The 19739-nt window shown below is 55.4% G+C and carries 19 protein-coding genes; 10 read left to right on the top strand and 9 right to left on the bottom strand.

The genetic code is table 11. The features are described 5' to 3' along the window. Window position 1: 1 nt before the first annotated feature. Together RGW60_RS19355 and RGW60_RS19350 are read left to right on the top strand one after the other, a co-directional pair. Window positions 2-448 carry a GNAT family N-acetyltransferase gene (locus RGW60_RS19355; protein WP_322206088.1) on the top strand — a complete coding sequence of 149 codons (447 nt, stop codon included), beginning with the start codon at window positions 2-4 and terminating at the stop codon, window positions 446-448. Window positions 449-463: 15 nt separating this feature from the next. Next, window positions 464-1138: a GNAT family protein gene (locus RGW60_RS19350; RefSeq protein WP_322206087.1), complete on the top strand. Its 675-nt coding sequence runs from the start codon at window positions 464-466 to the stop codon at window positions 1136-1138. A gap of 171 nt (window positions 1139-1309) precedes the next feature. On the opposite strand, the gene oadA is transcribed toward RGW60_RS19350, so the two are convergent. Together oadA and RGW60_RS19340 are read right to left on the bottom strand one after the other, a co-directional pair. Beyond that, window positions 1310-3118: a sodium-extruding oxaloacetate decarboxylase subunit alpha gene (gene oadA, locus RGW60_RS19345; protein WP_322206086.1), complete on the bottom strand. Its 1809-nt coding sequence runs from the start codon at window positions 3116-3118 to the stop codon at window positions 1310-1312. A 102-nt stretch (window positions 3119-3220) separates the two neighbouring features. Next, on the bottom strand, window positions 3221-4636 hold the full coding sequence (locus RGW60_RS19340) for an acetyl-CoA carboxylase biotin carboxylase subunit (RefSeq protein WP_297837925.1): 1416 nt from the start codon (window positions 4634-4636) through the stop codon (window positions 3221-3223). Window positions 4637-4842: 206 nt separating this feature from the next. Here RGW60_RS19340 and RGW60_RS19335 point away from each other — a divergent pair, with 206 nt between their 5' ends. After that, on the top strand, window positions 4843-5808 hold the full coding sequence (locus RGW60_RS19335) for a LysR family transcriptional regulator (RefSeq protein WP_322206085.1): 966 nt from the start codon (window positions 4843-4845) through the stop codon (window positions 5806-5808). Here RGW60_RS19335 and RGW60_RS23870 read toward each other — a convergent pair. The 4 genes from RGW60_RS23870 to RGW60_RS19315 all read right to left on the bottom strand — a co-directional run bounded on the left by RGW60_RS23870 (window position 5747) and on the right by RGW60_RS19315 (window position 10115). Next, the gene (locus RGW60_RS23870; protein ID WP_369124715.1) at window positions 5747-5992 is read right to left on the bottom strand and encodes a PA3496 family putative envelope integrity protein; all 246 of its coding nucleotides are present in this window, start codon (window positions 5990-5992) and stop codon (window positions 5747-5749) included. The two genes, RGW60_RS19335 and RGW60_RS23870, sit on opposite strands and share 62 nt — an antisense overlap. Window positions 5993-6135: 143 nt before the next feature. Next, complete coding sequence (hexR, locus tag RGW60_RS19325) at window positions 6136-7002, bottom strand: transcriptional regulator HexR (RefSeq protein ID WP_322206084.1); 867 nt, start codon at window positions 7000-7002, stop codon at window positions 6136-6138. A gap of 166 nt (window positions 7003-7168) precedes the next feature. Further along, window positions 7169-7471, bottom strand: coding sequence for a DUF2845 domain-containing protein (locus RGW60_RS19320; RefSeq protein WP_322206083.1), 303 nt, complete (start codon window positions 7469-7471; stop codon window positions 7169-7171). A gap of 106 nt (window positions 7472-7577) precedes the next feature. After that, a complete protein-coding gene (locus RGW60_RS19315; protein ID WP_322206082.1) occupies window positions 7578-10115 on the bottom strand; it encodes a putative bifunctional diguanylate cyclase/phosphodiesterase in 2538 nt (845 codons plus the stop codon). 247 nt (window positions 10116-10362) lie between these two features. On the opposite strand from RGW60_RS19315, the gene uvrD reads away from it, so the two are divergent. The 5 genes from uvrD to RGW60_RS19290 all read left to right on the top strand — a co-directional run bounded on the left by uvrD (window position 10363) and on the right by RGW60_RS19290 (window position 15319). Next, window positions 10363-12546: a DNA helicase II gene (gene uvrD, locus RGW60_RS19310; RefSeq protein ID WP_322206081.1), complete on the top strand. Its 2184-nt coding sequence runs from the start codon at window positions 10363-10365 to the stop codon at window positions 12544-12546. A 176-nt stretch (window positions 12547-12722) separates the two neighbouring features. Next, a complete protein-coding gene (locus RGW60_RS19305) occupies window positions 12723-13574 on the top strand; it encodes a Tim44 domain-containing protein (RefSeq protein ID WP_322206080.1) in 852 nt (283 codons plus the stop codon). Between the two features lie 159 nt (window positions 13575-13733). Continuing rightward, the gene (locus tag RGW60_RS19300) at window positions 13734-14141 is read left to right on the top strand and encodes an SMI1/KNR4 family protein (protein WP_322206079.1); all 408 of its coding nucleotides are present in this window, start codon (window positions 13734-13736) and stop codon (window positions 14139-14141) included. 194 nt (window positions 14142-14335) lie between these two features. After that, window positions 14336-14821, top strand: a complete 486-nt coding sequence (locus tag RGW60_RS19295) for an acyl-CoA thioesterase (RefSeq protein ID WP_322206078.1) — start codon at window positions 14336-14338, stop codon at window positions 14819-14821. A 105-nt stretch (window positions 14822-14926) separates the two neighbouring features. Next, window positions 14927-15319, top strand: coding sequence for a DUF3301 domain-containing protein (locus RGW60_RS19290; RefSeq protein ID WP_322206077.1), 393 nt, complete (start codon window positions 14927-14929; stop codon window positions 15317-15319). Window positions 15320-15324: 5 nt separating this feature from the next. Here RGW60_RS19290 and RGW60_RS19285 read toward each other — a convergent pair whose 3' ends face one another. Next, window positions 15325-16287, bottom strand: a complete 963-nt coding sequence (locus RGW60_RS19285; protein ID WP_322206076.1) for a CobW-like GTP-binding protein — start codon at window positions 16285-16287, stop codon at window positions 15325-15327. Window positions 16288-16326: 39 nt separating this feature from the next. Between RGW60_RS19285 and RGW60_RS19280 the strand changes: the two genes are divergently transcribed. Beyond that, window positions 16327-16680: an NADH:ubiquinone oxidoreductase gene (locus RGW60_RS19280; RefSeq protein WP_322206075.1), complete on the top strand. Its 354-nt coding sequence runs from the start codon at window positions 16327-16329 to the stop codon at window positions 16678-16680. Between the two features lie 19 nt (window positions 16681-16699). Here the strand turns inward: RGW60_RS19280 and zigA are convergent, their stop codons facing one another. After that, window positions 16700-17908, bottom strand: coding sequence for a zinc metallochaperone GTPase ZigA (zigA, locus tag RGW60_RS19275; RefSeq protein WP_322206074.1), 1209 nt, complete (start codon window positions 17906-17908; stop codon window positions 16700-16702). A gap of 103 nt (window positions 17909-18011) precedes the next feature. Between zigA and RGW60_RS19270 the strand changes: the two genes are divergently transcribed. Further along, window positions 18012-18401 carry a glutamine synthetase gene (locus tag RGW60_RS19270; protein ID WP_322206073.1) on the top strand — a complete coding sequence of 130 codons (390 nt, stop codon included), beginning with the start codon at window positions 18012-18014 and terminating at the stop codon, window positions 18399-18401. A 9-nt stretch (window positions 18402-18410) separates the two neighbouring features. Here RGW60_RS19270 and RGW60_RS19265 read toward each other — a convergent pair whose 3' ends face one another. Further along, window positions 18411-19640 carry an N-acetylmuramoyl-L-alanine amidase gene (locus RGW60_RS19265; RefSeq protein WP_322206072.1) on the bottom strand — a complete coding sequence of 410 codons (1230 nt, stop codon included), beginning with the start codon at window positions 19638-19640 and terminating at the stop codon, window positions 18411-18413. Window positions 19641-19739 lie beyond the last annotated feature (99 nt).

Below are 19739 nucleotides of genomic sequence, written 5' to 3'. Positions count from 1 at the left end.
GATGACCGAGATACAGATTCGTCCCGTCACGCAGGAAGACCACGCCGCATGGCGTGCGCTGTGGAAAACCTATTTGACCTTCTATAAGACTGAACTGCCCGACAGCGTCAGTGACGTCACCTGGCAGCGGGTTCTAGACCGGAGCGAACCCACTAACGCTGCCCTCGCCTGGAGCGGTGACAAAGCGGTTGGCATGGTTCACTTCATCTACCATCGCTCTAACTGGAGCATTAAGAACGCCTGTTACCTGCAAGATCTGTTGGTAATTCCGGAACAGCGCGGTTCCGGGGTTGGTAGGCAGTTGATCGAATATGTTTACGCCACGGCCAGTGAAAATAACTGCGACAAGGTTCATTGGCTGACCCACGAAACCAATGCCACCGCCATTCAGCTGTATGAACGCATCGCCGAACGCCCCGGTTTCATTCAATTTCGTAAACCGCTCTAGCCCTGGAATTTGCTCATGCCGACCACTGAACTGCACTGGCAACCGGCCAAACTGCCCAATGCCAAACCTATCGAAGGACGCTTGATACGTCTTGAGAAGCTGGACGTTGCGCGTCATGGCGACGGTTTGTGGGTCGCCTTACAGGGCCCGAACTCTGACCCGAAGCTTTGGGATTATTTGCCCTATGGTCCGTTCAATCAACGCGTTGATTTTGATGCTTGGTTGAGTCGCCTCGCAGCCGGGAACGACCCCTGGTTTTACGCCGTGATAGACCGCGAGACCGGCGTCGTGGATGGCTGCCTGAGCCTGATGTCGATCGTCCCTGATCATGGCCGCATCGAAATTGGTCACGTGATGTTTGGCGGCGCCATGCAGCGCACCGCCAAGGGCTCCGAGGTCATTTACCTGCTGGCCAAAGAATCTTTTGTGTTGGGTAATCGACGTCTGGAATGGAAGTGTAACGACAGCAACCAACGCTCCAAACGCGCCGCTGAACGCTTCGGCTTTACCTTCGAAGGCACGTTCCGTCAGCACATGGTGGTTAAAGGGGTCAATCGGGACACCACGTGGTATTCGATAATCGACACGCAATGGCCAACGTTGCAGCAGGTGTTTGAAGGGTGGTTGGCTGTGGATAACTTCAAGGACGGGCAACAGATTCGAATACTGGAAAGCTTCCGAGCCCTATAAAATCCGCACATATCTGAAGGAGCCAACGTGTGGGCGATGCGTATACAGCGGTTTATCAGGTAAATCGCTTCGCCAACACGTTGGCTCTACAGGGAAGCACTCACCATTGCGCATAAAAAAAGGGGAGCCACAAGTGCTCCCCCCAGAGTAAACAGTTAAGCGGGTATCGAATCAGCCCTCGATTTCCACCAGAATTTCGCCAGGGTTGACGCGATCACCTTTGGCGACATGGATTGCTGTGACTTTGCCCGCGATGGGAGCCTGTACTTCGGTCTCCATCTTCATTGCTTCAGTGATCAGCAAGGCCTGACCGACTTTGACCACAGCGCCTTCTTTGACCAATACATCGACGATGTTGCCCGGCATGGTGGTGCTCACATGGCCTGGCGCAGTGGCTTGCGCCCGTTTGCCGATGCCGCCACCCACAAACTCGTTCAGCGGTTCGAAAACCACCTCTTCCGGCATGCCATCGATTGTCAGATAGAAGTGGCGTTTGCCGCCGGCTTTGACGCCGACACCGGTGATATCGACGCGGTAGCTTTCACCGTGTACGTCGATCACGAACTCAGTCGGTACACCCTCTCCGCCGGTTTTACTGACGCCGCCCGCTTCGGGGATCGGCAACAACTCTTCGGGTTTTAACGTACCCGCTGCGCGCTCTTCGAGGAATTTGCGCCCGATGTCCGGGAACATCGCATAGGTCAACACATCTTCTTCAGACGTGGCCACCGAACCGATTTCCGCCCGCAGCTTGACCATTTCCGGCTTGAGCAAATCCGCTGGGCGAACGTCGATGAGTTCTTCATTACCAATGGCCTGACGACGCAGCTTTTCGTCCACAATGCCCGGCGCTTTACCGTAACCACCTTGCAGGTACAGCTTCACTTCGTTGGTGATGGTTTTGTAGCGCTCACCGGCCAGCACGTTAAAAAACGCCTGAGTACCGACGATCTGAGAAGTCGGGGTTACCAACGGTGGGTAGCCGAGGTCTTTACGGACCCGAGGAATTTCGGCCATCACTTCGGCCATGCGGTTTAGCGCACCCTGCTCTTTAAGCTGATTAGCCAAGTTTGAAATCATCCCACCCGGCACTTGGTTGACCTGCACACGGGTGTCGACAGCGGTGAATTCGCTCTCGAACTGGTGGTATTTTTTACGCACTGCGTAGAAGTACAGACCAATTTCCTGCAGCAACTCCAAATTCAAACCGGTATCGAATTCGCTGCCCTTGAGCGCAGCCACCATCGATTCAGTCCCAGGATGGCTCGTGCCCCAGGCGAAGCTAGAAATGGCGGTATCAATGTGATCGGCGCCGTTTTCAATCGCTTTAAGCTGACACATCGCGGCCAGGCCAGCCGTATCATGGGAATGGATGAACACCGGCAGCGATTGCTCAGCCTTCAGCGCCCGGACCAGTTCGCCAGTGGCATACGGCGTCAACAGGCCAGCCATGTCCTTGATCGCTACCGAGTCGCAACCCATGGCTTCCATCTGTTTAGCCTGCGCCACAAATGCGTCGATGGTGTGCACTGGACTGGTGGTGTACGCGAGCGTGCCCTGAGCATGTTTGCCAGCCGCTTTGACCGCTTCAATCGACACGCGCAGATTTCTAACGTCGTTCATCGCATCGAAAATACGGAACACGTCGATGCCGTTGACTGCAGCCTTGGCCACGAAAGCACGCACCACGTCATCACTGTAGTGCCGATAGCCCAACAGGTTCTGGCCGCGCAACAGCATTTGCAAACGCGTGTTAGGCAACGCCGCACGCAACTGGCGCAGGCGCTCCCACGGGTCTTCTTTCAGAAACCGTATGCAGGCATCGAAGGTCGCGCCGCCCCAGACTTCCAGCGACCAATAGCCAACCTTGTCGAGCTTTTCACAGATTGGCAGCATGTCTTCAGTGCGCATGCGCGTAGCCAACAGCGACTGATGAGCGTCACGCAGGATGGTGTCGGTGACAAAGATTTTTTTAGACATTCGAAAGCTCCTGTAGCGACAAGCTGCAAGTTTCAAGCGACAAGAAAAAGCGTGATTGGCTTTTGCCTGCAGCTTGGCGCTTGAAGCTATTCACTAACTTATTCATAGGCCTGCGTGGGCGGCAATGGCGGCGGCGATGGCCAAGGCCAACTCTTCGGGTTTGCGCTTGATCGAGTAGTTGGTCAGTTCCGGATGGGCTTCAACGAAGCTGGTGTTGAACTGGCCGCTACGGAATTCCGGATTACGCAAAATCTCCTGGTAGTACGCCGCCGTGGTCTTGACCCCTTGCAGGCGCATGTCGTCCAGTGCGCGCAGGCCTCGGTCCATCGCCTCTTCCCAGGTCAACGCCCAGACGATCAGCTTCAGGCACATCGAGTCGTAGAACGGCGGAATGGTGTAGCCGGTGTAGATCGCCGTGTCGGTGCGCACACCAGGGCCGCCGGGTGCGTAATAACGGGTGATCTTGCCGAAGCTCGGCAGGAAGTTGTTTTTAGGGTCTTCGGCGTTGATCCGAAATTGCAAGGCGAAACCACGGTGAATGATGTCTTCTTGCTTGACTGAAAGTGGCAAGCCGGAGGCTATGCGAATCTGTTCACGAACAATGTCGATGCCGGTAATTTCTTCGGTGATGGTGTGTTCCACCTGCACCCGAGTGTTCATCTCCATGAAGTACACCTCGCCCTCGGCGAGCAAGAACTCCACGGTGCCGGCGTTCTCGTAGCCTACCGCCTTGGCCGCGCGCACTGACAGGTCGCCGATGTAAGCGCGCTGTTCAGGGGTCAGCTGGGGGCTGGGAGCGATTTCAATCAACTTTTGATTACGGCGCTGAATCGAGCAATCTCGCTCGAACAGATGAACAACGTTGCCGAAACTGTCGCCCAGTATCTGGGCTTCAATGTGCTTGGGATTGACGATACATTTTTCGAGAAAGACTTCCGCCGAACCAAAAGCTTTAGTGGCCTCCGAGATTACCCGTGGAAACGCCTGCTCTAATTCCTCAGGGCTGTTGCAACGACGAATGCCGCGACCGCCACCGCCGGAGGTTGCCTTTAGCATGACCGGATAACCGAGGCGTTCGCCTTCGACTAATGCTTCAGCGATGTCTGCAACGTTGCCTTCGGTGCCCGGCGTCACCGGTACGCCGGCCTTGATCATGCTCCGCCGCGCTTCGGTTTTGTCACCCATGCGGCGAATGACTTCAGCTGAAGGACCAATGAATTTGATTCCACGCTCGACGCAGATATCCGCCAGTTCAGCGTTTTCCGAAAGAAAACCATAACCGGGATGTAACGCATCACAACCGGTTTCCACAGCCAAATTCACCAGCTTTCGCGGGTTCAAATAGCCCGCGAGCGGTTCAGCGCCGATGCTATGGGCTTCGTCAGCGCGTTTGACGTGCAGCGCATGACGGTCGGCGTCGGAATAGACCGCAACCGAGCGAATGCCCATCTCGGCGCAAGCACGCACGATCCGGACAGCAATTTCACCGCGGTTAGCGATCAGAATTTTTGTTATCACTGGCATTCCTCGACAGATAAGCCTCGACCGTTAGAACAGACGAACCGGCTAGGCCGTTCGGCGTATGACCCGCTTACTGCGATGCAGTCGCATTACGAGAGCTACCCTAAGCCGTAAGCAAGATTAATAAAAATCAGTAAAAGTTGGGGTGTATATAAGTAAAACCTTATAGTCGTTTTAATCGACGTTTATAAAAGGTGAAAAATATGCGTAAGTCATTGATGCGTATAACATTACGTCAACTTCGTATTTTTAATGAAGTGTGCGATCTGAAATCCTATAGCCGGGCGGCTGAAGAAATGGCGCTCACTCAACCAGCCGTTAGCCTACAGATTCGTCAACTTGAGGAGCTTATCGGCCAGCCCCTGTTTGAATACGTAGGTAAAAAGCTCTATCTGACGGAGGCTGCGGAAGCACTCAAGACTGCCAGTCGCGACATTTTTGGGCGGCTGGAAAACCTCGATATGCAACTGACGGATATGCAGGGTTCGTTGCAGGGCCAGCTCAAATTAGCCATCGAATCCAGCGCCAAGTATTTTGTCCCGCATCTGTTCGCCGCGTTCAAACGGCAATATCCAGACGTCATGTTTAACTTGACGGTGGTCAATCGGGCGCAGGCTATCAGGAGGTTGTCGGACAACCGGGATGACTTGGTAGTGATGTCGATGGTGCCGCAGGACATGGGCCTGGAATTCATGCCCTTTCTCAACAATCCGATCGTCGCTGTGGCGCCGCCGGACCATCCGTTGTGCACTATTCAAACGCTGACGCTCAAGGACTTGGAACCGTACCCACTGGTGATCCGTGAACCCGGCTCAGGCACACGCAAAGCGTGTGAGGAATACTTCAAAGAAAAGCGCGTTCATTTTAGTCATACGCTGGAAGTCGCTTCGAACGAAGCTCAGCGTGAAAGCGTGGTGGCGGGGCTGGGGCTGGCGATGCTGACACGCCACGCACTAAGCCTGGAACTGGCCACTGGCATGCTGCGCGAGCTGCCGGTGGCCGAGTTGCCGCTTTACCGCAGCTGGTGCGTGGTGCAAGCCAAAGACAAGCCGCTGTCGCCGGTTGCACATGCCTTCCTTGCGTTCATCCGCGCCGAACGCGTGCAAATCAGCCGACTTGTTGAACGTTTCGACGGGAATCTACCGCGCTCTGCTGCCACACACTTGTGACTGGGCCCACGTCGAAATAATCAGAAAGCTCCTGGGCCAACTGTCGCTGCTCGGAATAGCTTTCGATGGCGCGTCGGAACTCCATCCGGCGCTGATCTTCTTGCTGTCGACGGGTGTTTTTCGAGGTGTGTACAGCGGTCGCGGTGATGGCGTGCTGCTGTGCTTCATCGTAGTGCCGAGGCATGTCCTGTCTCCCATTACGTTGCGGGAGCTTGAGCATGAACGCGGGCAATGACGATTACGCGGCGATCAGATGACAGAGTGATGAATGATTTTTGACGGTGTTTCTGCCATTAACGCATTAGATTCATTCGCGAAAGCGGTCCTTCAGTCGTCGAGGTTTTTGATTGATTTTGGTGATAAGCGGAGGCTACGCAGGCTGCGTTTAACGCTTTTCAGGTGGTTAACCAAACTCGGTCCTCGGGCCATGGCAACACCCATCGCCAGTACATCAATGACGACTAAGTGCGCAATTCGAGAGGTTAACGGCGTATAAATTTCAGTGTCTTCATGAACGTCGATGGCCAGGTTGATAGTGGCCAACTCTGCCAGCGGCGTTTGGCTTGGACACAAGGTGATCAACGTGGCACCGCTTTCGCGGACAAGATTAGCGGTGATCAGCAAATCCTTGGAGCGGCCCGACTGGGAAATACAAATCGCGACGTCGGTTGGTTTGAGCGTCACGGCTGACATGGCCTGCATGTGCGGATCGGAATAGGCGGCAGCGGTCAGTAACAGTCGAAAAAATTTGTGCTGAGCGTCCGCCGCCACGGCGCCAGAAGCGCCGAAGCCATAAAACTCGACCCGCTGCGCCAACGCCATGGCCGTCACCGCCGACTGCAACGCATGAGGGTCGAGATTTTCCCGCACCTCCATCAGCGTGTGCAGCGTGGTGTCGAAAATTTTCAGACTGTAATCGGCAACCGAATCGTCTTCATGAATGGCGAACTGACCGAAGCTGGCACCTGCGGCCAGGCTCTGCGCCAGTTTGAGCTTCAGGTCTTGGAATCCGGTGCAACCAATGGCACGACAGAAACGCACAATGGTTGGCTCACTGATGCCAACGCTGTGCGCAAGGTCAGCCATGGAGCTGTGCATCACGGCTGCAGGGTCAAGCAGCACATGGTCGGCAACCTTAAGTTCCGACTTGCGTAGCAAATGGCGTGACTGGCCGATGTGTTGCAACAGATTCAAAGGGGAGGACTCAATGATGACGGCTGGGCCGGGATGTAGCTTTCTTGTAGTTATACTACATGACCTGCGGGCCGCACAGCTAAACGAGCCGGGGCGCAAGATATGTCGAAAATGATGCACTCAAAATAAGAAATATCCGATGCCCCCTCAAAGACAAACCTTCTTCTTATTTCCGGGCACTGCGAATGCTTACTAACTTCCCGTCAATGAAGCGCAGGTATTGATACAAACCATTGGCTGGCCCATACACCCAGTCCTCGACGGTCACTGATTTGTAAGCCTGGACACCATCGGCATTCACTGCAGGCGCCGAAACCCGGCGATTGGCAGGCTGCCCGCACCTACTGACTACGGCGCTGATAGTGTCGCCCTCATCAATCAAGCCGCTTGCACAGCGCATCGATGCTTGGTCGTTGCCGCTTGCAGCCAACATCAGCGCTACACCGATCATCCATATATTCAATTTCACCCAACCTTTCCCCTCAATCCCCCTGTAGCCAACTTGTTGGCGAAGACGCATAACTGACACACCGCATCAGCCGCCTCGCGCACAACTTCGCTCTTTGAGTCGGTGCTCACATCCACGTATCAGGCAAATACTCACGCAGTAACTGCCCTACAGCATTGGCTTCCACTGGCCGACTAATCAAATAGCCCTGCACTTCATCACACCCATGAGCCTTGAGAAACGCCAGCTGCTCTCGGTTTTCCACGCCTTCAGCGACGACTTTCAAATCCAGGCTGTGGGCCATCGCAATGATGGCGTGGGTAATCGCGGCGTCTTGGGTGCCTTCGCCCAGACCTCGGATAAACGTTTGGTCGATTTTCACGTAATCCACCGGGAAACGCTTCAAGTAGCTCAATGACGAATAACCGGTGCCGAAGTCGTCAATGGCCAGTTTTACGCCCAGACCTTTTAGCTGATGAAAGGTCGCGATAATGTGCTCGACGCTGTCAAGGAGCTGGCTTTCTGTCAGTTCCAGCTCAAGGTATTGCGGCGCAAGCCCCGTCTCTTCCAATACCTGGCGAACCAGGCTGACCAATTTGCCCTGACGCAATTGATGGACCGAAAGGTTGACCGATACCCGAATCGGCTCAAACCCCTGCCGCTGCCATTCGCATGCTTGCCGGCAGGCCTGGCGCAAGACGAACTCGCCAATCGGTCCGATCAGTCCGGTCTCTTCAGCCAGCCCGATGAAGTCCGCCGGCGGCACCATGCCAAGCGTAGGGTGCCGCCAGCGCACCAATGCCTCAGCGGCGTTCAGACGGCCCGTCGCGAGACAGAGTTTGGGTTGATAGAACACCTGAAGCTGTTTTTCATCAATGGCTTTGCGCAACTGATTCTCTAGCTGCAAACGCTCCAAGGTGCTGGCCTGCAAGCTGTCAGTGTAGAACTGGAAATTATCACCGCCCAAGTGTTTGGCGTGTTGCATGGCCATGTTCGCTTGACTGACAAGTGCCGAAATCTCCCTGGCAGAATCAGGCAACAAACTAATTCCAACAGAAGCGCTGATCACTAACTCTTGCCCATCAACCGTCAGCGGCATGCGCAGCTTAGCCAATAGTCGGCTGGTCACCCGCGCCAGACTGGATAAATTGCCATAAGCATCGAATAGCACGGCAAATTCATCGCCCGACAATCGCGCAATGGTGTCGGCCTCGGGCATAGCGCTGCTCAAGCGCCGGGCAACTTGACGCAATAGTTGGTCGGCAACCTCATGACCCAAGCTGTCATTGAGCAGCTTGAAGCGGTCCAAATCGATGTGCAGCAGCGCCAGCCCCCTGCCCCCTTGGCGCATGCGCAGGTTAGCTTCGCGCAGGCGCTCTTTGAACAGCGAACGATTGGCCAGACCTGTCAGTTCGTCGTAATGACTGAGGTAGCGCATACGCTCCTCGGATTCACGCCGCGCCGACAGGTCGGCGAAAAACCCCACGATGTGACTGACCTTTCCGCGAGTGTCGCGTACCACATTGAGTTGGAGCCACTGTGGATATAACTCACCACTTTTTCGGGTTTCGGCCAGTTCGCCTTGCCAGCTATCGGTGTGTCCCAACGACTGATGTATCGCTGAAAAGTGACGTTTTGCATCCCGACTGCATGCCAGCTCGGTGACGTTATGGCCCAAAATGTCTTCCGGCAGGTAGCCGGTAACCCGGCTAAAAGCCTGGTTGGCGGTGACGATAATGTAATCCGGGTTGAGGATTACAATGCCTTCGCTGGCGGCCTCGAAAACGGTGGCCGCTAAGCGGCGGTGTTCTTCAAGGTGCTTGCTGGCGCTAACCTCACTATTGCTCAGGGCCTCATTGGCCACGCACAGTTCGAGGCTGCGCTGAGCGACTCTTGCTTCGAGCTCGGCCTGAGCCTCACGTAGTGCCCCTTCAGCTCTGCGCCTCTGCTCGATTTCATACGCCAATTCTTGATTAAGCTGCTCGCTCTGAGAATGGGCTTGCTGCAAACGCTCGATCAAAGCCTGATTCTGGAATCGCCTCAGCAAGCCTCGACGGACCAAGCGGTTGATCTGCACCGCCACCACAATTATTGCCACCAGCAAAATCAGACCGAGCCATGCCCAGCCGCGCAGTTGCACGTCGCCCCACAAAAACAGATAGGCGATCGACGGCACCATGCATGACAGAGTAAAGGTCAGGAACGCAGACATACTGACGGCATAGGCGACACTGGCCGACAATGTCGCCGCGCCAATCAAGCCGAATACCCAAGCTTGCTGCAAGAAACTGTCAGCGGGCGTCAGAGCGAGGGTAGTGCTAGCCAGTGTCAGGCCGCTGATCGAGGTTCCCAACAGGAACATTCTGCGCCAGATCGGCTGCGCCTGACGCAGTGGCGACGCAGCGTTAAACGCGGCAACCTGGATGACGCGCAAGCCCACTAACGTCGTCAGCCAACCCAGCCAAATGCTGATCATCAGATAACGCTTGGGACTCCACAACAACCCGCTGCAGACCAAACCGTTGAGCAACATAAATAGGGTCGGCAATAGCGACCCCTGATAGAGCAAACGCGTGCGATCAACGGCAATCTGTAGCGCAAATCGCTCGCGAATCACTCGCCAGGTCGCAACAGCGGCACCCGACGAGCTGATGCTAGAAGTCATAGGCGGTGTTCTTATTAATGGTTTGAGCCTTAAACATGAACGGAGCATACACAAGGCGCCCTCTACACCAAACTGTCGATGATCATATAATCCATGCGCTGCTTGGTTTGAACACCCTATTACACACGGCTCAGGCACGGCCCAGCCCGCTTCCAGGCCTGACCAACCGGTCATCTCCGGCATCGCTTTTATCGGCTAATGCAAAGCTTGGTTTGCCCGACATAGCCCAGCACCCTAGAATGCGCCGATGCGCGATGATCTCTCCCTTCTGCTGAACTCCCTCAACGATGCCCAACGTCAGGCCGTAGCGGCCTCCGTGGGTCGTCAGTTAGTCATTGCCGGCGCTGGTTCCGGTAAAACCCGTGTGCTGGTGCACCGAATCGCTTGGCTGATCCAAGTGGAGCAAGCCTCATCCCACTCGATTTTGTCGGTGACGTTCACCAACAAAGCCGCTGCCGAGATGCGTCACCGCATCGAGCAACTGATGGACATTAGTCCGGCGGGCATGTGGGTTGGTACTTTCCACGGCTTGGCGCACCGCTTGTTGCGGGCGCATTGGCAAGAAGCAGGTTTAAACCAGAACTTCCAGATTCTCGACAGTGATGACCAGCAACGGCTGGTCAAACGCGTGATGCGCGAGATGGGCCTGGATGAACAACGCTGGCCGGTCCGCCAAGCGCAATGGTTCATCAACGGACAGAAAGACGAAGGCCTGCGTCCGAAACATATTCAGGCTGTGGGTGATCTTTTTCTGACCACCATGAAGGCTATTTATGAAGCCTATGAAGTCGCCTGCCAGCGCGCCGGGGTCATTGACTTCTCCGAGCTGCTGCTGCGAGCCCTGGACTTGTGGCGAGATAATCCTGGCCTGCTAGCCCATTACCAACGTCGTTTCCGCCATGTGTTGGTCGACGAATTCCAAGACACCAACGCCGTGCAGTACGCCTGGCTGCGATTGTTGGCCCAGGGTGGCGACAGCTTGATGGTAGTTGGCGACGATGATCAGTCGATTTACGGCTGGCGCGGCGCCAAAATTGAAAACATCCACGAGTACTCGTCAGATTTTCCTGACACCGAAACCATCCGTTTGGAACAGAACTACCGTTCCACCGCGAGCATCCTGAAAGCGGCCAACGCGTTGATTGTCAACAACAGCGGGCGCTTGGGCAAAGAGCTATGGACTGACGGTGGCGACGGCGAGCTGATTAATCTGTACGCCGCGTTCAACGAGCACGACGAAGCGCGCTACGTGGTCGAAACCATCGAAAGCGCCCTGAAGACCGGCCTGATGCGCAGCGACATCGCCATTCTTTACCGCTCCAATGCCCAATCGCGAGTGCTTGAAGAGGCGTTGCTGCGCGAACGAATCCCTTACCGAATCTATGGCGGCCAGCGCTTCTTTGAGCGTGCCGAAATCAAGAACGCCATGGCGTACCTGCGCTTGCTCGACGGACGCGGCAATGATGCTGCGCTTGAGCGGGTGATCAACGTTCCGGCACGGGGTATCGGCGAAAAAACCGTCGAAGCCATTCGTGAGCATGCTCGCCACGCTGATGTGTCGATGTGGGAGGCCATGCGCCAACTGATCGCCAACAAGGGCCTTACCGGTCGCGCAGCCGGGGCGCTGGGTGGGTTCGTGGAACTGATAGAAAATCTGGCCGCGAAAGTCATGGAGATGCCGTTGCACCTCATGACTCAAACGGTGATCGAGCAATCTGGACTGATCAACTACCACAAGGAAGAGAAAGGCGAAAAAGGCCAGGCTCGGGTGGAAAACCTTGAGGAATTGGTCAGCGCCGCACGCAACTTCGAAAATGCTGAAGAAGACGCCGACCTGTCGCCGCTGGCGGCTTTCCTCGGCCATGCGTCGTTGGAAGCGGGTGATACCCAAGCGGAAGAACACGAAGACAGCGTGCAACTGATGACCTTGCACAGCGCCAAGGGCCTGGAGTTTCCTTACGTGTTCCTGGTGGGCATGGAAGAAGGCCTATTCCCGCACAAGATGAGCCTGGAAGAACCTGGCCGGCTGGAAGAAGAACGCCGGCTGGCTTACGTCGGCATCACTCGCGCCATGCAGCAGTTAGTGATGACCTACGCGGAAACCCGTCGTTTGTATGGCACCGAAACCTACAACAAAGTGTCGCGCTTCGTTCGCGAGATCCCGCCGACGTTGATTCAGGAAGTACGGTTGTCCAACAGCGTCAGCCGACCGTTCGGCGGCGTGCAAAAGATGGGCACCAGCAGCCTTTTCAATGGCACCGGCATTCCAGACACTGCGTTTAGTCTGGGTCAGCGAGTGCAGCATTCGGTGTTCGGCGAAGGCGTGATTCTGAACTTCGAAGGCGCGGGGGCTCAGGCTCGAGTCCAAGTGAATTTCGAAGAGGGCAGTAAATGGTTGATGATGGGTTATGCGAAACTTGAAGCGATTTGAGATCTGGCAGAAGTCCTGGGCGATCCTGAAAGCCCCCACCCGGAAAAATGTCTTACAGACTTGATAGAATCGGACGTCACCAAGTCAAGGTAAAAGCCCGAAACATTTAGTCGCTAGCTATCGTCATGGCTCATGTGCAACATGGCGCGCGTGCAATCCACAAATGGGAATCCCTTATGCAACGTTTTCTAAGCATCGTAATGGTGTTGTGCATCGGGCTCACAATGAGCCTCGACGCCAACGCGCGCTTCGGTGGCGGCAAGTCTTTCGGTTCCGCGCCAAGCCATCAAATGCGTCAAGCGCCTTCCTCCTCTCCATCTGCCGCACCGGGTGCTGCAGGTGCAGCCGCCGCTGCCCGTCCCGCAGGCGGCGCGTCGCGCTGGCTGGGTCCGTTGGCCGGCCTTGCAGCAGGTGGCCTGCTGGCCTCAATGTTCATGGGCGGCGGTTTCCACGGAATGCAGTTTTTCGACATCCTGATCATGGCCATCATCGGTTTCGTGATTTTCCGGTTCATCGCCGCGCGTCGTCGCAAGCAACCAGACATGGCCGCAGCAGGTCAAACGCCGTTTCAGCGTGAAACCATCGAGCAACCGGCCCAGGCTCCGATGTTCGGCGGATCGTCTGCAAGTGCTGCGCCCGCTCCAGTGATCCACGCGCCCGCTTGGTTCAACGAATCACGCTTCCTAGAAGCCGCTCGCGGCCACTTCCAGTCGCTGCAACAGCACTGGGACGCCAACGAGATGGACAAGATTGCGGAGTTCGTTACGCCACAGATGTTGCAGTTCCTGAAACAGGAACGTGCCAACCTGGGCGACGGCTTCCAGTCGACCTACATCGACAACCTGACTGTGCAACTCGATGGACTGGATGATCGCTCTGATAAAACTGTTGCGACACTGACCTTCTCCGGTCTGTCCAAGACTTCGCGATTCGATCAAGGTGAAGTCTTTAGCGAAAGCTGGAACATGGAGCGTCCGCAAGGCGACAACCAGCCATGGCTAGTGGCTGGTATCCGCCAAAACGGCTAATCCGCGTCCATACTTGTATAGCCGCCGCAAATAGCGATCCTAGGAAATACGAAACCCCGGTCTTTGGCCGGGGTTTCGTGTTATCCGTTCGGGTAGTTATTTTGAGAAATGCTTTGCGCTACTGTATAACCCGCGCCAACAGTTTAGAGGATCCAGGTCGTGGAAGAAGTCATTGAAGAGCTGCGTGAAAAGAACGAACGGGTACCGGTGCCCCTCGAATTGCCTGACGACGATGTTCTGGTAGAAATCGAAGAACAGCTGTTTATCAATATTCCTTTCGTTTTCAAGGAATTTTTGCTGACGGTAAGCGACGTAGTTTATGGCAGCCTGGAACCGGTCACCGTTATGGATCCGCAGTCGCACACCTATCTGCCAGAAGTATGCGCAACCGCTTGGGACATTGGCGTTCCCCGCGAGTTGATCCCGATTTGTCAGGACGGCGACGATTATTATTGCGTGGAAGAGGACGGCACCGTGGTGCAGTGGTCCGCTGATGAAGAGCTGGTCACTGAAGAAAGCTGGGAGTCAGTCTGGCACTGGGCCCGGGACGTTTGGCTGGAAAGCTGAACCACATCAGAATGCCGTTGCGGCGCAATGCCAGGACGGCATCGGCTGGGTGTAACTCAGTAGAAATTTATACGCAAACTTACGTGACGGCGGCCACCTCGCCGCCGTCCAGAGTAGTGCTGTATACACATGACTTAAGAACGTGAGCGCCACCATCAGGCGCACTTCTGAAACACCCCATCCGTGAGTACGCTATGGAACCCGGAAACGCCCAACTGTCGATGACTGTATTGATGACCCCGGACATGGCCAATTTTTCCGGTAACGTCCACGGGGGCACACTGCTTAAATACCTCGATGAAGTCGCTTACGCCTGCGCCAGCCGTTACGCCGGGCGTTATGTAGTGACCTTGTCGGTGGATCAGGTCATTTTTCGTGAGCCTATTCACGTGGGCGAACTGGTGACCTTCTTGGCGTCGGTCAACTACACCGGCAATACCTCGATGGAAGTCGGAATCAAAGTTGTCACCGAAAACATCCGTGAACGTTCGGTTCGGCACACCAACAGCTGCTTCTTCACCATGGTAGCGGTCGACGATCAACGTAAACCGACCAAGGTGCCACCACTTGAACCTGCCAACAGCGAAGACAAGCGCCGCTACGTTCAGGCCAAACAACGACGTCAACTGCGTCAAGAGCTTGAAATTCGTTATCAGGAAATTAAGGAAGAAGCGCCTTAACAGTAGATGAACGGGAATCCGATTGAACGAAATTTAAGTCGAGCGGTATGGCCGAAAATCGTCAGACCCAGTTAAGCTGGGCGTCCTTTGGTGGAGCACACTTTCATGCTGACGCTGGGTAACCTTTTTGTCTTGATGGTGTTGGCAACCTGCGCCGCGTGGCTCTGGCATTCCCATGGTTTGCGTGAGCGCGCGTTGGCGCGAGTCAAGCAGCACTGCGCCAAACTTGACATCGAATTGTTGGATGGAAACGTGGCATTGCGGCGTCTCACGTTTGCACGCGACGCAAATGGCCGAAAGCGTCTGGCTCGTGTGTATAACTTTGAATTCACCGTGACTGGCGAGCAGCGTCACCCCGGCACGATTACGATGTTCGGCGCACATACCGCGCAAATTGAGCTGGCGCCCTATCCTTTTGAGATCAAAACCCCACCGCCAAGCGCCATCGTGATTGAAATGAGCGAATGGCGTGAAAACCACATAAAGCGCAAGTTGTAACGCGGCTAGATAAGGCAGCCAGCCAGCCCCGCTTGCAGCGCCGCCTCGTCCTGAGGATCATTGAAAATCAGCTCCAGGCGCGAGTCTCGACGCCATTCGCTGTTTTGCCAGTGGACTGCAGCGCCGTCCAGTGCATTTCCCGATAACCAACCTGCGTTGCTGTGGACAACCAGCTTGGCTCGCCGCCATGCCTGACTATTAAGCCACTGCTGCACTTGCATCAATTCAAACTGTTGGCTTGGGTGCCAACGCCAACCAATGCTCCAACCTTCTGGCTGACCTTGGCTCAGGCAAATAGGCTGACGCGGGTCAGTCCATACAGCCGGAAGTTGTGCTAACCCTTTGGGTGCGGTGAAGTTACCCGCAGCCCCGTAAGCGTGTGCATCGACACCGGGCAAATTAGCCAGCGGCAGGACGCCTTGATCCGTCCAGAACAACCGCCCGTGGGGCAACAGGCCCGCCAATGTGTCGCGTTCCCTTGAACCCAAACCTGCGGATTTATTCATGACCAGCACACCCGCGCCGTCCAACGCCGCTCGCTGGGTATCCGGCAAAGGCTGACCCGCCGCCATGGCGGCAGCATCGAGCACCATCACGCCAGGTTGAAGCGCCAATACGCCTTCCCACGGCGGCTCACGCAGTTGTTCCATTAACTGCGCCGGATGCCCCAGCCCTGAAGGCTCAATCAACAGTCGGTCCGGTCGCGACTTCTTTAGCAAACGACCCAAGCCGATTTGAAAAGGTGCGCCGTTAACACAACACAGGCAACCGCCAGCGACCTCGCCAAGTGCGATACCATCGGCGGCCGTGGTCAACAGCGCAGCATCCAAGCCGATCTGACCGAACTCATTGATCAAGATCGCCCAACGCTCACCGGCCGGTTTTTGCTCCAGTAACTGTTTGATGAGGCTCGTTTTGCCTGCGCCTAAAGGACCGGCGATGACGTGGGTTGGGATGTTCTGCAACATGATGGCCGATTTCTTTAGAGTGAAGATACGGGGTAAACGATGCGCGTGATCTGGATGGCGACACTATTACTGATGACGAGTAAGGCGTGGGCTGAAGCCTGCGTGGTTCACACCCAAGCCGAACGGCTCGACGTCAAAGTTTGCCAAGAGAACCGCACCATTCCGATGAAGATGTTTCACGACGGCTTTTGCCAACCGCAATTTGCCGGGCAGAAAGTCAACGTCGCCTTTGTCGAACAATGCCCCGCTGGCGCCTTCGGCGTATGCAGCAATGCTCAAGTCGCCAATATGCCCTATCGCCAAAATATTCACTATTACGGCGTGGCCACTGATGCGCACTACCTCAAGCCTTTTTGTGAAGGGCAAAGTCAGGGGCAGTGGCTAACGCCGTAACCCGCTGGTGCTATCACCCTCAAGCGGCATCCTCTTCATGCCATGGGCCGAAAGGGTCGGTAAACAGACGCCATTGCTCGGCACCCAGAGCCATCTCCGCATCGGTCAGCAAGCAGCTGTCCAATTCGTTTACGAGCCTGGCAAAGTTGATGTGCTGTCCGATAAATACTAACTCCTGACGGCAATCACCGGTTTTTTCGACCCAGTTTTGCATGATCGTCGCCTCACTCTCCTGATCCTGCGGCCATTGTTGTTTTGGCACAAACCGCCACCAGCGCCCGGCAAAACCATGGCGCATCAACCCGCCGGCTTGCGACCAGCTCCCGGCTTCCTGGTGTTTGCTCGCGAGCCAGAAAAAGCCTTTGGAGCGCAGCAATTTTCCGTTGATCCATTCACGGTCAATGAAGTCGTAAAAACGCTGAGGATGAAACGGCCGACGTGCGCGGTAAACAGTCGAGGCGATGCCGTATTCTTCAGTTTCCGGTATGTGCTCGCCGCGCATTTCCTTAAGCCAACCCGGCGCAAGTGAAGCCCGCTCGAAATCGAACCGCCCGGTGTTGAGGATTTTTTTTAACGGAATTTCGCCCATGACCATAGGGATAACCTCTGCTTGAGCGTTGAGTCGATGCAGAATCGCGATCAACTCCTGGCGTTCGCTGCTGCTGATCAGGTCAATCTTGCTGATCAAAATCACGTCGGCGAATTCGACCTGCTCAATCAGCAAATCAGTAATCGAGCGCTCATCATCTTCGCCCAAGGTCTCGCCACGGGTCGCCAGGCTTTCAGATGCCTGGTAATCGAGAAGAAAATTCATGCCGTCTACCACCGTCACCATGGTGTCCAACCGCGCCATGTCGGCCAGGCTTTTACCTTGCTCATCGCGAAAGGTGAACGTTTCTGCCACCGGCAGTGGCTCAGAGATTCCGGTGGATTCTATCAACAGGTAATCAAAACGACCGTCCTGCGCCAACCGACTGACCTCCTCAAGCAGATCTTCGCGTAAGGTGCAGCAGATGCAACCGTTACTCATCTCAATCAGTTTTTCTTCTGCGCGATTCAAGCTGACATCGCGTTGAACCTCACCGCCATCGATATTGATTTCACTCATGTCGTTGACGATTACAGCGACTTTGAGATTCTCGCGATTGCGCAAAATGTAATTGAGCAATGTACTTTTACCGGCGCCTAGAAATCCAGAGAGTACGGTAACGGGTAAACGGTTGGGCATCAGATATTCCTCATCGGGCACAAGCCACCAAGCGAGCGCCGGCTGACGAATGTTATAGTATAACAATACAGAATTGTTAATCTGTTAAACAAAGGCCGCGTGGATGAATCACCTTTTAATTACTTTGATGACCGTCATGCTGCTAGTAAGTGCCCCGTCCCATGCTGCCCCGACCCAGATGCAGTCGCAAACGACCCGGTGCTCCCAGAGCGCGAATCTGATCGCGTGCAGCGATGCGCTTGGCAATCACTACAGCGTCGCGACGGCGGGTTCGACGTCCTACGTCCGCGGATTTGAAGTCCAGGGCAATCGCCTGTGGGCACAAACCAATAGTCGATACGGCATGCTGACGTTCTTCACCGGTTTGGCGTCCAACGGCGACACCTGGATTGGTTACAGCCAGCGCGTAGGCTGGACGACCATCACCCGGGTCTCCAGCTCTGACGGTAAACGCAGCAAATTCACTTGCAATCGCATGGGCGGTTGCCGATAACGCCCGATCTCATACCTCCCCTTGCTTGTGTGCTTGTTGCCACGCCATGTAAGAGTCAATGGGCGGATTATGTTTGAAATAGCGCTGTAATCCCTCAAAAAGGCCATTGGCGACTGCCTGTTGATGGCGCGCCGTGACTAATCTCTGACTATCGCGGACGTTAGAGATGAAGCCGGTTTCGACTAGAATCGAGGGTACATCCGGCGATTTGAGCACTGCGAAACCTGCCTGTTCCACGCGCTTCTGGTGCAACGATGTGATGTCAGCCAAACTGCCAAGCACCGTGCGCCCCAGTTGCAGACTGGCGGCGATCGTTGCGTTCATCGACATGTCGAGAATGACCCCGGCCAGCATCGGGTCTTTGTCTTTGAGGTCAAGCAGACTCCTTGCACCGATCAGATCGGCGCCGTTTTCGCGCTGGGCCATAAAACGCGCTGTGGCAGAGGTGGCACCGCCTTCTGAAAGCGCATACACCGAGGCGCCCGATGCAGTGAGTCGTGGCGCAGCGTCGGCATGCACTGAAATGAACATGTCAGCATTGAATTTGTGAGCAATCTCTACCCGCTTACGCAGCGGTACGAAGAAGTCGTCGTTGCGCACCAGGTGCACATCAAACCCTTTCTCGCGCTTTAGGCGCTTGGCGAGCAATTGAGCGATGGACAGCACAACGTCTTTTTCTCGTTGGCCTTTAGAGCCAACGGCTCCCGGGTCTTTTCCACCATGACCCGGATCGACCACCACTATGATGTTGCGCTTAAGATGGCCCTTGCCTCGCAGTGGCGACGGCTGTTCGGGCGGCGTAATTGCGCCCACAGCCGCTATCTGGAGAGGGACGTGGACGGCGCTGCCAAGGTCCAACACCAGCCGGTGACCCTGCGAACCCTCCGGGCCTAGCAAAAAACTACTTAGCTGGACCGGAGTATTCAGATCCAACACGATGCGCGTGTCGCCTTGACCAAAATGCCCTGAACGAATTGATCTAATGGGGGTATCCGTCAGCGCCAATTGGCTAAAGTCCCCGGTCAGTTGCGCACCCCTAAGGTCGATGATAAGACGCTCCGGCGCGCTCAAGGTGAAGGTCTTATACCTGACTGGACCACTGAGATCGAACACCAAGCGAAGTTTGTCGCCTGTTCGCCATAAGCGTGCATTACGAATTTGAGCAGCAGATGCACTCAACGGTAACGCCAAGGCCGCACTGGCCACTAGTAGGTTGAGCAACATTTTACGTCGGAGCATGGGGTCTACCGTAGAAATAGGGAGAGCATCCAGGCTCAAAAAGGCATCGTTGAGTTAACCGTTATAATATAACATGACTTTTTTTGTGACGGCGGACCT

Origin of the sequence: Pseudomonas sp. AB6 (assembly GCF_034314105.1) — a bacterium.
GTDB lineage: Bacteria > Pseudomonadota > Gammaproteobacteria > Pseudomonadales > Pseudomonadaceae > Aquipseudomonas.
Note: the sequence above shows the minus strand (reverse complement) of the source record. Positions and strands in the feature narration are given on the sequence as shown.